11 protein-coding genes and 1 pseudogene are annotated in these 12,740 nt (G+C 71.5%); 3 read left to right on the top strand and 9 right to left on the bottom strand.

Annotated elements, in window-relative coordinates; all coding sequences use genetic code 11:
- A pseudogene (locus tag ACZ5WC_RS13750) lies at positions 1-360 on the top strand (hypothetical protein); the annotation flags it as partial.
- Positions 361-936: 576 nt separating this feature from the next.
- Here the strand turns inward: ACZ5WC_RS13750 and ACZ5WC_RS13745 are convergent.
- The 7 genes from ACZ5WC_RS13745 to ACZ5WC_RS13715 form a co-directional block, all read right to left on the bottom strand.
- Complete coding sequence (locus ACZ5WC_RS13745; protein WP_468540965.1) at positions 937-1,950, bottom strand: TIGR03842 family LLM class F420-dependent oxidoreductase; 1,014 nt, start codon at positions 1,948-1,950, stop codon at positions 937-939.
- 33 nt (positions 1,951-1,983) lie between these two features.
- Positions 1,984-3,384 (bottom strand): dihydropyrimidinase, encoded by a 1,401-nt coding sequence (gene hydA, locus ACZ5WC_RS13740; RefSeq protein WP_468540964.1) that lies wholly within the window; start codon positions 3,382-3,384, stop codon positions 1,984-1,986.
- A 104-nt stretch (positions 3,385-3,488) separates the two neighbouring features.
- Positions 3,489-4,772, bottom strand: coding sequence for an aspartate aminotransferase family protein (locus ACZ5WC_RS13735; protein ID WP_468540963.1), 1,284 nt, complete (start codon positions 4,770-4,772; stop codon positions 3,489-3,491).
- Positions 4,769-5,611 carry a nitrilase-related carbon-nitrogen hydrolase gene (locus ACZ5WC_RS13730; protein WP_468540962.1) on the bottom strand — a complete coding sequence of 281 codons (843 nt, stop codon included), beginning with the start codon at positions 5,609-5,611 and terminating at the stop codon, positions 4,769-4,771. Before ACZ5WC_RS13730 ends, ACZ5WC_RS13735 begins: the two co-directional genes overlap by 4 nt.
- A 199-nt stretch (positions 5,612-5,810) precedes the next feature.
- On the bottom strand, positions 5,811-7,304 hold the full coding sequence (locus ACZ5WC_RS13725) for a hypothetical protein (protein ID WP_468540961.1): 1,494 nt from the start codon (positions 7,302-7,304) through the stop codon (positions 5,811-5,813).
- Positions 7,305-7,493: 189 nt separating this feature from the next.
- The gene (locus ACZ5WC_RS13720; RefSeq protein WP_468540960.1) at positions 7,494-7,874 is read right to left on the bottom strand and encodes a PPOX class F420-dependent oxidoreductase; all 381 of its coding nucleotides are present in this window, start codon (positions 7,872-7,874) and stop codon (positions 7,494-7,496) included.
- 39 nt (positions 7,875-7,913) lie between these two features.
- Complete coding sequence (locus ACZ5WC_RS13715; protein ID WP_468540959.1) at positions 7,914-8,183, bottom strand: helix-turn-helix domain-containing protein; 270 nt, start codon at positions 8,181-8,183, stop codon at positions 7,914-7,916.
- 73 nt (positions 8,184-8,256) lie between these two features.
- Between ACZ5WC_RS13715 and map the strand changes: the two genes are divergently transcribed.
- Positions 8,257-9,024, top strand: a complete 768-nt coding sequence (map, locus tag ACZ5WC_RS13710) for a type I methionyl aminopeptidase (protein WP_468540958.1) — start codon at positions 8,257-8,259, stop codon at positions 9,022-9,024.
- A gap of 109 nt (positions 9,025-9,133) precedes the next feature.
- Here the strand turns inward: map and ACZ5WC_RS13705 are convergent, their stop codons facing one another.
- Both ACZ5WC_RS13705 and ggt read right to left on the bottom strand, forming a co-directional pair.
- Positions 9,134-9,847 (bottom strand): glycoside hydrolase family 75 protein, encoded by a 714-nt coding sequence (locus tag ACZ5WC_RS13705; protein WP_468540957.1) that lies wholly within the window; start codon positions 9,845-9,847, stop codon positions 9,134-9,136.
- A 70-nt stretch (positions 9,848-9,917) separates the two neighbouring features.
- Positions 9,918-11,735 carry a gamma-glutamyltransferase gene (gene ggt / locus ACZ5WC_RS13700; RefSeq protein WP_468540956.1) on the bottom strand — a complete coding sequence of 606 codons (1,818 nt, stop codon included), beginning with the start codon at positions 11,733-11,735 and terminating at the stop codon, positions 9,918-9,920.
- Between the two features lie 105 nt (positions 11,736-11,840).
- Here ggt and ACZ5WC_RS13695 point away from each other — a divergent pair, with 105 nt between their 5' ends.
- Positions 11,841-12,590 carry a hypothetical protein gene (locus ACZ5WC_RS13695; protein WP_468540955.1) on the top strand — a complete coding sequence of 250 codons (750 nt, stop codon included), beginning with the start codon at positions 11,841-11,843 and terminating at the stop codon, positions 12,588-12,590.
- The last annotated feature ends 150 nt before the right edge of the window (positions 12,591-12,740 follow it).

Raw genomic sequence — 12,740 nt, 5'->3', positions numbered from 1 at the left:
TCCGAAGGGCCAAATCCTTCATCTTCCACACAGCACCGCAATCGGAAGCTGTCCTACAACCAACTCCTTCACGCGTTCAGGACGCAACACCTGCGCAAACGCCGCATCAAGGCGGTCATCCCGGAGAAGAAGGACCAGGCCGCCAACCGGAAGAAGAAGGGCAGTGGGGGCGGCCGGCCCGTCAGTCACGACACCGAGCTCTACGAGGAACGGAACACCGTCGTGCGGTCGATCAACAGAATGAAGGCATGGCGAGGCATCGCGACCCGCTACGACAAGACCCCGGGGAGCTACCTCGCCGGTCTCCACCTCCGGGCCTCCGTGATCTGGATCAAGGACCTCACGCGAGCGGCCCCTTGATCACAACCAAATACGCCCCCTAGTCCTCCCCGCCGACGCGGCGCCAAGCCGGCCCCGGAGCGACCCGCCGGCTCGCCGCCGCGTCGGGCCGACGGCCAGGGGTGCACTCCGTGCCGACCAAGATCCGCGCCATACGCGGACCAGCCGCCTACAGCTTGGCCGCGTAGTGGCCGTTTCGGCTGGTCAGGGGCCATATAAGGCGTGTACCACCAGCAGACGAAGAACCTGCTGGACCTCTGCGCAGGTGAATGAGTGGGACCGCTCAGCACCACGAAATTCCCGGCACTCTGCCGCACCCGTACAGTCAGGAGCCCGCCTGATCAGCGGCGCGATGCACCTGATGACCCATCAGAACGAGCGTCAAATGAGCGTCAAGATGCCTCGGAGAGCGTCATTTCAGCGTCAAGATATCGCCCGTAACGCCCACAACGCTCATAGCGCACACGACCCGAACCTGCAGGCCAGGCGCCCTTTGCGACGGGTTCCAGGATGGCGACGCACTCCACATGATGCGTCATCGGGAACAGGTAGATGGCCGTCATCCACCTGTATCGGTGCCTGGGCCGAACGACTTTGTCAGCGAATGGCGGGGATGACGGTGGAACCGTAGGCGTCGATGGTGCCCTCGCGGTTGTCGTGCATGTCGTAGACGGCGAACTGGTCGACGCCGAGGTCGCGCAGGTGGTGGAGCTTCTCGATGTGGGCCTCGGCGGGGCCGAGGAGGCAGAAGCGGTCGACGATTTCGTCGGGGACGAAGGCGGTGTCAGGGTTGTCGGCGCGGCCGTGGTGGCCGTAGTCGTAGCCCTGGCGGTCCTTGATGTACGCCGTCAGCTCCTCGGGGATCATCGAGGAGTGTTCGCCGTACTTGGCGACGAGGTCGGCGACGTGGTTGCCGACCATTCCGCCGAACCAGCGGCACTGATCGCGGGCATGGGCAAGCGCCTGCGGGGAGCCGTCGGCCGTGACGTACGCGGGGGCGGCGACGCAGATGGTGAGGGCGTCGGGGTCTCGGCCCGCGTCGGTGGCAGCCTGCCGTACCGCCTTGATCATCCACTCGGTGAGGAAGGGGTCGGCGAGCTGGAGGATGAAGCCGTCGGCCTTCTGCCCGGCCAGGGCCAGGGCCTTGGGCCCGTACGCCGCCATCCACACCGGCAGCCGCCCGTCCTTCACCCAGGGAATCTGCACCGGCTGCCCGTCGACCGTGGCCTCCCGGCCCTCCGCGAGGTCCCGGATGACGTCGATGGCCTCGCCCAGGCGGGCCAGGGTGTTGGGGCGGCGGCCCGCGACGCGCATGGCGGAGTCGCCGCGGCCGATGCCGCAGACGGTGCGGTTGCCGTACATGTCGTTGAGGGTGGCGAAGGTGGAGGCGGTGACCTCCCAGGTGCGGGTGCCCGGGTTGGTGACCATGGGGCCCACGGTGAGGCGTTCGGTGTGCTCCAGGATGCGGCTGTAGATGACGAACGGCTCCTGCCAGAGCACCGCCGAGTCGAAGGTCCAGCCGTAGCGGAAGCCGTTGCGCTCGGCGCGGCGCATCAGGCCGACGACGGCCGAGGCGGGCGGGTCGGTCTGGAGGACGAGTCCGAAGTCCATGACGGGATCTCCTATCCAGGTGCTGACAGGCAGCTAGTCCAGGTACTGACAGGTGGCGCGGGGGGTGTACATGCCGTGTCCGGCACGGCCGGTGAACTTCCTTCCGTCGATGACGGGTTCGCCGCGCGAGAGGACGGTCTCGACCTGCCCGGTGATGCGTTTGCCCTCGTACGCCGAGTAGTCGACGTTCATGTGGTGGGTCTCGGCGGAGAGGACGTGCTCGGCGGCCGGGGCGTAGATGACGATGTCCGCGTCGGCGCCCGGGGCGATGGTGCCCTTCTTCGGATAGAGGCCGAACATCCGGGCCGGGGAGGCGCAGGCGATCTCGATCCAGCGGCGGCGGGTGATGTGTCCGTCGACCACGGCCTGGTGCAGCAGGTCCATGCGGTGCTCGACGCCCGGCATGCCGTTGGGGATCTTGGAGAAGTCGCCGCGGCCCATCTCCTTCTGGCCCGAGAAGCAGAATGGGCAGTGGTCGGTGGAGACGACCTGGAGTTCGTTGGTGCGAAGGCCCCGCCACAGGGCTTCCTGGTGCTCCTTGGGGCGCAGCGGGGTGGAGCAGACGTACTTGGCGCCCTCGAAGTCCGGCTCGGCGAGGTTGTCGGTGGACAGGAACAGGTACTGCGGGCAGGTCTCGCCGTAGACCGGGAGGCCCTTGTGGCGGGCGGCGGCGATCTCCTCCACGGCCTCGTCGGCGGAGACGTGGACGACGTAGAGGGGAGATCCGGCGACCCGGGCGAGCTGGACGGCGCGATGGGTGGCCTCGGCCTCCAGGGCGACCTTGCGGACGTCTCCGTGGTAGCGGGGGTCGGTGCGGCCGGCGGCGAGCGCCTGCTCGACCAGGACGTCGATGGCGATGCCGTTCTCGGCGTGCATCATGATCAACCCGCCGTTGCCCGCGGCCTGTTGCATGGCCCGCAGGATCTGGCCGTCGTCGGAGTAGAAGACGCCCGGGTAGGCCATGAACAGCTTGAAGGAGGTGACCCCTTCGGAGACGAGGTGGTCCATCTCCTTGAGCGAGGAGGGGTTCACGTCGGCGAGGATCATGTGGAAGGCGTAGTCGATGGCGCAGTTGCCGTCGGCCTTCCCGTACCAGGAGTCCAGCCCTTCGCGCAGCGAACGGCCCACGCTCTGGATCGCGAAGTCGACGATGGTGGTGGTGCCGCCCCAGGCCGCGGCCCGGGTTCCGGTCTCGAAGGTGTCGGCGGCGTACGTTCCGCCGAACGGCATCTCCATGTGGGTGTGGGCGTCGACGCCGCCCGGGATGACGTACTTCCCGGTGGCGTCGATCCGCCGGTCGGCGCTCCAGCTCTCGGCGGCGTCGGTCCCGTGGGCGGCGAGCGCGGCGATGCGACCGCCCTCGATGAGGACGTCGGCGTGGATCTCGTCGGACGCTGTGATGACCAGGCCGCCGTGGATGACGGTGCGGCTCATGGGTTCCTCCTCACTGCGGGGCGCCCCCTCCGGCCTCCTGGGCGTACGGCGGGGCCGCCCCGCGCGGCGGTTGATACGTACGGCGCACGGGCCTGCGGGGCGGGTCAGCCCGCCGCGTGCAGGGCGTCCGCGAGGATGGCCGCGCCTTCCTCGGCCTCGGTGACGGTCAGGGTCAGCGGCGGGGCGATCCTGAGCACGCTGGTGCTGTGGCTGCCGCCCTTGCCGATGAGCAGTCCGCCCTCCCGGGCCGCTTCGAGGACGGCTGTCGCGGCTTCCGGGTCTGCCTCGTCGGTGCCGGGCTTCACCAGCTCGATGCCGATCATCAGGCCCCGGCCGCGCACTTCGCGTACGGCGGGGCAACCGGCGGCGATGCCGCGCAGCCGCTCGATGAGGAGCCCGCCGACACGCCGCGCGTTGCCCTGGAGGTCGTGCTCCAGGAGGTACGAGAGGTTGGCGAGCGACGCGGCCATGGTGATGGGTGAACCGCCGAACGTGGAGATGGAGTTGGCGTCGAGGCAGTTCATCACCTCGGCACGGGCCACGACTCCGCCCACCGACATGCCGTTGCCGATGCCCTTGGCGAAGGTGAGGATGTCCGGCGGGCCGTGCTCCGCGTGCGCCTGCCAGCCCCAGAAGTGCTCGCCGGTACGGCCCCAGCCGGTCTGGACCTCGTCCGAGATCCACAACACACCGTGCCGGTCCAGGACTTGGCGGAAGGCGGCGAACAGCCCGTCGGGCGGCGAGGTGAAGCCGCCGACGCCCTGGATGGGTTCGGCGATCAGGGCGGCGGGGCGGCGGGTGTGCCCGAGGAGGTCTTCCAGGTCGGCGACGCACGCCTTGATGAACCGCTCGTCGCTCAGCTCGGCGTACGGTCCCCGGCCGCGGACGCCGCCGTGGACGTACAGCGTCTGGAGCGGGGAGAGATTCGTCGGCGACCAGGCCTGGTTGCCGGTGATCGAGACCGTCGAGAACGACCGGCCGTGGTAGCTGTTGCGCATCGCGAGGATCTGGTTGGACCGGCGGTACGCGGTGGCGAGCAGCAGCGCGGTGTCGTTGGCCTCGGTGCCCGAGGTGGTGAAGAAGACCCGGGCGTCGGGGATGCCGGAGAGGGTGGCGATCCGCTCGGCCATCTCCACCATGGGGCGGTTGAGGTAGAGGGTGGAGGAGTGGACGATCCGCCCGGCCTGCTCGGCGACCGCCTTGGTGACCTCGGGCAGGGCGTGGGCGGTCATCGTGGTGAGGATGCCGCCGAAGAAGTCCAGGTAGCGGTTGCCGTCCGCGTCCTGGACGTGGCGGCCCTCGCCGTGGGTGAGTTCGATGGGGTGGCGGTAGTAGAGGGCCAGCCATTCGGGGCTGACGGCGCGGTGGCGGTCGTACAGTCCGGTCACGGCTCCACCAGCCCGTCGTAGGCGTCGGGCCGTCGGTCCCGGTAGAACGCCCACTGCTGGCGGACTTCCTCGATCAGTCCGAAGTCCAGGTCGCGGACGAGGAGTTCCTCCTCCTTGTCGCTGGCGACATCGCCGACGAACTGGCCGCGCGGGTCGACGAAGTAGCTGGTGCCGTAGAAGTCGTTGTCGCCGTACTCCTCCTGGCCGACGCGGTTGATCGCGGCGACGAAGTACTCGTTGGCGACGGCGGACGCGGGCTGCTCCAGCTGCCAGAGGTAGCTGGAGAGGCCGCGCGAGGTGGCCGACGGATTGTAGACCAACTGGGCTCCGTTGAGGCCCAGTTGCCGCCAGCCCTCGGGGAAGTGCCGGTCGTAGCAGATGTAGACACCGACCTTGCCGACGGCAGTGTCGAAGACCGGCCAGCCGGCGTTGCCGGGCTTGAAGTAGTACTTCTCCCAGAAGCCCTTGACCTGCGGGATGTGGTGCTTGCGGTACTTGCCGAGATACGTGCCGTCGGCGTCGATCACGGCCGCGGTGTTGTAGTAGAACCCGGTCTGCTCGATCTCGAAGACCGGCACGACGACGACCATCCCGGTCTCCCGGGCCAGGTCCCGCATCCGCCGGACGGTCGGCCCGTCGGGCACCGGCTCGGCCCAGCGGTAGTGCTCGGGCTCCTGGACCTGGCAGAAGTAGGGGGCGTTGAACACCTCCTGGAAGCCGATGATCTTCGCCCCCTGCCGGGCGGCCTCGCGCGCGTGCTCCTCGTGCTTGGCAATCATGGATTCGGTGTCGCCGGTCCAGGTCGCCTGGACGAGTGCGGCGCGTACGACGTGGGACATGAGCTGCTCCTTCGACGCGGCGTCAGAGAGCCTGCACGCGTTCTCTACGCACGTAGATCGGTGCATGGATGGAGAACGTAAGCCCCGTGGTCCGGTGGGGCAAGACCATCGCCGTGAACCGACGGAGTCGATCATGTTTCGCACCCGAGCGGTCCACAACGGACGCGGTACCGATCGGCGGGCAGCACGCGCCGGGCGTTCAGACCCCCGGCACGCCCGCCACGCGCAGCGCGTGCACCAGGTCCCACTCCCGCTCCACGGCCACCTCACGGGCGGCCGCCAGGAGGAGGGGCAGCAGCCGGGTGCCGCCGTTCCCGGCGAGGGCGGCGGCCTCCTGCGGAGTGCGTACGCGGATGAAGGCTCCGAGCAGGTCCCGCGCCTCGCGTTCGCGGCCCGCGCCGTCCAGGGCGAGCACCGCTTCGGCCACCTCGGCGGCGGGCCGGGCCACTCCCTGGCGCAACAGAAGCCCGCAGTCGTCGTCGCGGCCCGCGGCGGCCAGCGCGCCCGCCGCCGAGGCGAACCCGGCGGGCGGCAGCGAGGACACCTCCCAGAGCAGGGTCGTCCAGTCGGCGGAGAGGCCCGCCCGGTACAGGGCGACCGCGAGCACCGGCAGCCGGGCCGCGGGCCAGGCCGCGACCTCGCAGAGCACCACGTGCGCCTCGCCGCCGCGGCCCTCGGCGCGCAGCCGGACCAGCCGGGCGACGGCGGCGGCCACGGCCTGCCCGGCAGCCGGGTCCGGCAGGGCGTCCGGCGTACGGTCCCGCCCGGGCCGGTCCCGGCCCTCACGATCCCCTCCGCCCTCATCGCCCGCGCCGCCGAAGCGGGCGCCACGCGGGGCAGAGGCCCCGGGCCGTGCGGGGGCGGGCAGCACGGGCACCGGCGAGGGGGCGTAGCCGGTCGCCTCGTCGTCGACCTCCAGCCCGGCGAACCGGGCACCGCGCGGCTTCTTGCGCGAGGGCTCGGCGGCGGGAGCCACGGGCCCGGCGGGCGCGACGCGCGGGTGAACGGATGCCGGGGCGCCGGACGCAGGGGCCGGGTACGCGGCCGGGGCGGAGGCCCCCGGCGCGGAGGCGGGGTACGCGGCCGGGGCGGGCATCTCCGCCCCGGGGGCATACGGATCGCCCGCCACCCGCGAGTGACCAGGGGCGGGGGCAGGCGCGGGGGCGGGTTGCGCATCCGGTGCCGGGGCGGGTTCGGCGTACACGTCCGGCACCGTCACCGCCGCCAGCCGCCTGCGCAGTTCCGCGCAGCGCGCCGAGGCCCGTGCGTGGTCGTCGCGGGCCCAGGCCAGCGCCTCGGGGTCGGCCGGGTCCGTGTCGGCGGCCCCGGCGTCGCGCAGCCGTTCTGCCGCCCGGCCCTGCTCGCCGATCATCAACTCCAGCCGGCGGACGAGCTCCTGGCGTCCGCCGGGCCGCCGGTCGTGGGCGGCGGCGGAGGCGGAGTAGAGCGCGGCCGCCCGGACCGAGACCTGCTCGGCGAAGCGTGCGCCGTGCAGCTCAGCCAGGTCCGCGAGCAGGGACTCGACCACGTCCCAGGGCGGGACCTCCACCCCGTCGAGGCAGGACCGCATGCCCGCCGGGTCGCGCCGGACGAAGACCCCGTACCAGCCGCGCCCGGGGTCCAGTCGCGCCGCCAGATCGCGTAGGTACCGCGCGAACTCTCCTACTTCCACCGCCTGCTGATACACCGTCATCGTCGCCCTCGCCGACCTTCGACTGGAACCTTCCGGTCCGGAGGCATTCGACCGCAGGTGTGTTACGGGACGGCTACGCGCAGCTTTCGGGCACACTGCGGCGGGAGCACGGCAGCCGCGCCGTGCGCCCCCCGCGCGCTCCGGTGAACGGCCCCGGAAGGCACCGAGGGCGCGGAAGGCACGGAAGGCTCAGAAGGTGACAGCGACACCGGTGTGCGGGCGCTTGCCGAGCCGGGCGACCATGGCGGGCCAGTCCACCAGCCAGAACTTCCACGTGTACTTGCGGGCCAGCAGCTTGCGCACCGCACGGGTCGCGTCCTCGTCGAGGAGCGTGGCGGTGCCCTCGGCGCTCGGGGCCCCTTCGGCGATCCGGCCGCGCACGTCGCAGACGGTCACGACGACCTTGCTGTTGTTGCGCAGCCGCTTGACCTTCCACGAGTCGGAGCGGGTCCAGACGTACAGCACATCACCTTCGGCGGCCGCCCAGACGGGCGTGGCGACGGGTGTGCCGTCCCTCCGGTAGGTGGTCAGGCTGACGTATTCGCTGCGGGCGAAGTCCTGGAGAGTCACGGGCGCGACCCTACGCCCTGCGCGCCTCCGGAGGGGGCACTACGCGATCATCGGCACCGCGGCCGGTTCCGGTGCGCAGCCGCCGAGGATCTCGTCCAGGGAGAGACCCAGCGCACCGGCGAGGGCGGCCACGGTGAAGAAGGCCGGGGTGGGGGCGCGGCCGGTCTCGATCTTGCGGAGGGTCTCCGCGGAGATTCCGGCGCTCGCGGCGACGGCTGCCATACTGCGCTCCCCGCGCGCTTGGCGGAGCAGCAGGCCGAGCCGCTCGCCGCGCAGGCGCTCTTCGGGGGTCAGGGGGGTGCGGACCATGGGGCCACCCTACCACGGCACACCATTCCTATACCGTCATTACTATACCGCTTCGACCGGTATAGTAATGGGCATGGTTCACATCAAGACAGACACCGACATCGAAGCGATGCGCGAGGCCGGCCGGGTCGTCGCGCAGATCCTGACCCGTACGCGGAAAGCCGCGGCGGTCGGCGTGACCCCGCGCCAACTGGACGAGGCGGCCCGCGAGGTGCTGAGCGAGGCCGGCGCCTCCTCGCCGTTCCTGAACTACCGGCCCCACTTCGCCTCCACGCCCTTCCCGGCCGTCGTCTGCGTCTCGGTCAACGACGCGATCGTGCACGGCATCCCCTCGGCCGAGCCGCTGCGGGACGGGGACCTGGTCAGCGTGGACACGGGCGCCCTCCTCGACGGCTGGGCGGGCGACTCGGCGGTCAGCTTCACCGTGGGCCGCGCCCGCCCCGCCGACACCCGGCTCATCGCCACCGCAGACCGGGCCCTGGAGGCCGGGATCGCCGCAGCGGTAGTGGGCAACCGCATCGGCGACATCGCCCACGCGATCGGCACGGTCTGCCGGGACGCGGGCTACGGGATCATGGAGGGGTACGGCGGGCACGGGATCGGCCGGTCCATGCACGAGGACCCGCCCGTGCCGAACGAGGGACGCCCGGGGCGCGGCATGCCGCTGCGGCACGGCATGGTCCTGGCGATCGAGCCCATGCTGATCGCCGGCGGCGGCGACGCGTTCCGCGAGGACCGGGACGGGTGGACGCTGCGGACGGCCGACGGCACCCGGGCCGCGCACAGCGAGCACACGGTGGCGGTCACCGACGGCGGTCCGCGCGTCCTGACCGCGCTCTGACCGGGCATCCGGCCGGACTCCTGCCGGGTTACGGCTGGGCTCTGACCAGGCACCGGCCGCGCCTGACCGACCGGAGAAAGCAGCTCCGGGACGTCCCCCGGAAACACCTTCAGGAACGCCCCACGAACTCCCTCGCCAGTTCCTCTCCCCGGCTCCGCGCCTTCGCACGGCTCTCGATCGGGGAGATACGGGAGTCCTTGAACGCGATGTACGTGACCCCGGACTCGGCGCCTCCGCTCACCGGGTCGGGGTCGATGCCCAGCGTCACGGCCATGGCGTACGACGCCTCCCCGATGATGCCCGTGGGGCCGGTGTCCCCGATGACGCCGTACCGCACCAGGTCCCCGTACACGACCGCGACGACGCTGCCGCCGCTGAGCCCCGACTTCCGGTAGTCCCACACCTTGCCGGGGGCGGGTACCACCACATGGGGGAGTGCGGCCGAGTCCAGCGGTTCGCCGCGCGAGGACGTGAACGCGGTCTCCGGCAGGAAGTACGGGTCCGTCTTCCGGTTGCACTCCTTGGTCTTCCGGCCGTCGCAGTCGATGTCCATGTCCGCCTTCCAGAACACGGCGTCCGGGGTGCCGCAGACCGAGACCGTGGCCTGGGGGCTGGCGCTGTCCGTGCGGTACTTGCCCTTCGAGATCCGCGTACAGGAGCGGACCTCGGCCAGCAGCTCGTCGGCGGTCACCTCGGTCGCGTCCACGGCCGAACCCTCCGGGGCGGTCGTCTCCGCGTCACTGGCGGCCGCCGGCAGCGCCGCCGCCGCGAGCAGCGCGGCGCCGCAGGCGGCGGAGGTCAGGGCGAGCATTCGGGTGCGCATGGTGCGGATGGGCCCTTCCCGTAGAACGAGGGGCCCGTGCGGGTCGCCGCCCCTGCTTCGTCCGGCCGGCTCAGCGCCTGCCGCCCGGATGCACCACCATGGCCGAGCCGCCGCCCCGGCGCACCTTTTCCGCCGCCGCGAGCCATCGGCCGTCGGGCAGCCGCTGCACACCGGTGGCGGCCCCGATCTCCGGGTTCTGCTTGAAGGCGTGGCCGAGCCTCTCCAGCTCCGCGCGGACCGGGCTGTTCCACAGGTCCGGCTCGATGTCCGTCGTCGCCGTGTTGCGCTGGCTGGCGCGCGGCGCGGCGATCGCGTCGACCAGCGGGAGCCCCCGGTCCAGGTGCCCGGTGAGCGACTGGAGGACGGTCGTGATGATCGTGGCCCCGCCCGGTGTGCCGAGGGCGAGGACCGGCTTGCCGTGCTTCAGCACGATCGTCGGCGAGATCGACGAGCGCGGGCGCTTGCCGGGTCCCGGCAGGTTCGGGTCGTGCACGGCCGGGTCGGCGGGGGCGAAGGAGAAGTCGGTGAGTTCGTTGTTGAGCAGGAAGCCGCGGCCGGGCACCGTGATGCCGCTGCCGCCGGTGGACTCGATCGTAAGGGTGTAGGCGACGACGTTGCCCCACTTGTCGGCGGCCGTCAGGTGGGTGGTGCTCTCCCCCTCGTACGTCGTCGGAACGGCCGCGCCACCGCTGCCGCACCGCTCGGGGTTCCGCGGGTCGCCCGGCGCCATGGGGCTGGTCAGCGCCTTGTCGTCGCTGATCAGGCACTCCCGGGCGTCCGCGAACCGCTGGCTCAGCAGCTCCTTCGTGGGGACGTCCTCGAACGCCGGGTCGCCCACCCAGCGGCCCCGGTCCGCGAAGGCGATCCGGCTCGCCTCGATGAGCCGATGCAGATACCGGGTGCGGTCGGCCCGCGAAAGATCGGTCGACTCAAGGATGTTGAGGGCCTCGCCCACGCTGGTGCCGCCGGACGAGGAGGGGGCCATGCCGTAGACGTCCAGGCCCCGGTAGTTCACCCTGGTGGGGTCCTTGAGCAGGGGCCGGTAGGAAGCGAGGTCCTTGCGGGTCAGATCGCCGGGCCGCACCGTCCGGGTGGCGTCCGGGTCGACCGGCGGCTTGCGTACGGTACGGACGATGTCGTCGGCCAACTCGCCCCGGTACAGCGCGCCGACCCCTTCCCGGCCGAGCTTCGCGTACGTACGGGCCAGGTCCGGGTTCTTGAACACCGAGCCGACGACGGGGAGTTCACCGCCCGGGAGGAACAGCTTCGCGGAGGCCGGGAAGTCGGCGAACCTGGCCTGGTTGGCGGCAGTCTGCGAGCGGAAGGTGCTGTCCACCACGAACCCGTTCCGCGCCAGGCGCTCGGCCGGTTTCAGCAGCGTACGCAGGGACTTGCTGCCCCAGGCGTCCAGCGCCCGCTCCCAGGTGGCCGGAGTGCCGGGGGTGCCGACACCGAGGCCGCTGGTCATCCCCTCCGCGAACGGGATCGGCTTGCCGTTCTCCAGGAAGAGCGAGGCGTCCGCGCTGCGCGGGGCTGTCTCGCGGCCGTCGATGGTCTGCACTGCGCGCTTCCTGGCGTCGTAGTGGACGAAGTAACCACCGCCGCCGATGCCCGCCGAGTACGGTTCCGTCACCCCGAGGGCCGCCGCGGTGGCGACGGCCGCGTCCACCGCGTTGCCGCCCCTGCGCAGGACCTCGATCCCGGCGGCCGACGCGTCCCGGTCGACGCTCGCCACCGCTCCCCCGTAGCCCACCGCCACCGGGGACTTGGGCGGCGCGGGGTGCGGGGCGGCGGATGGCGCCGAGGCCGCCGGGGCGGCGGCCCCCACCGAGGCGAGGACGGCGAGGACGGCCAACAGGGACGTGTTCCGGCCGACGGAACGGCGCATACGTACCTCCAGTCAACGGATCTCCGCCGCAGGGTAGTCCCGGCGGAGCCGGATCGTCAGGACCGCCTCGAACGGCTACCCGAATGACCGGTACCATGCGCGCCCATGACGGACGACGTGCGCAACATCGTGCTGGGCGTGATAGCCGCCGGCCTCAGTACCTCCCTGGGCTGGCTGGCCCGGAGCTACCTGTGGCGGCGCAAGCTCCGCCGCAAGCAGGCCTTCTTCGGGCTGCCACGCAACTCCGAGTGCCTGCTCGTCGTGAACCGGTACGCGGGCGCCGACGGGTCCGTGCACCGCCACGACGCCTTCGCCCTGCTCGAACTCTCCGCGCTGATCAAGGACTGCGGGGCGCATGCGCAGATCGTGACGCACGACACGGCCCAGCAGGGGTTCGGGGAGCGTACGGAGTTCTGCGTCGGCGGCCCGATGTCCAACCAGCGGATGGCGGCGCACCTGCGCACCCTGCTGCCCGGGGTCCGGATCAACGTCGAGCAGGACCCCGGCCCGGACCGGGTCGCCTTCCGGATCGGGGCGGAGCGCTACCGGCTGGAGCCCGGGACCTCGGAGTACGTCCTGCTCGCCCGGCTGACGGGCGGGCAGGACGCGCGTCCGGTCTTCGTGTTCTGCGGGCAGCGGGCCATCACCAACCAGGCGGCGACCCGCTATGTGGCCCGCAACCACGAGAAGCTGCTGCGCAAGCACGGCAACAAGTCGTTCTGCCTGCTGCTGAAGGTCGTCAACTCCCAGGCGTACGGCCCCGATGTGGTCGAGGTCGTCGGCGATGTGACGCGCGAGGCACAGGAGCCCGCGCCGAGCAGCGGCACACCGGCGTCGCACCGGGCGAGCGGCTGAGCGCCGCACTCCGCTTCCGGCGGTGAGATTTTCCGCTCCGGACGGAACCCGACATGGGCGAATTGGCCTCTGACCAGCTGAGTGTCCTGCCTGGGAGGTTTCGTTGAGTTCCGCACGCCCGTCACGTTCCGCACGCCCGTCACGTTCCGC

It is taken from the genome of Streptomyces sp. NPDC033165 (genome assembly GCF_055577965.1).
Note: the sequence above shows the minus strand (reverse complement) of the source record. Positions and strands in the feature narration are given on the sequence as shown.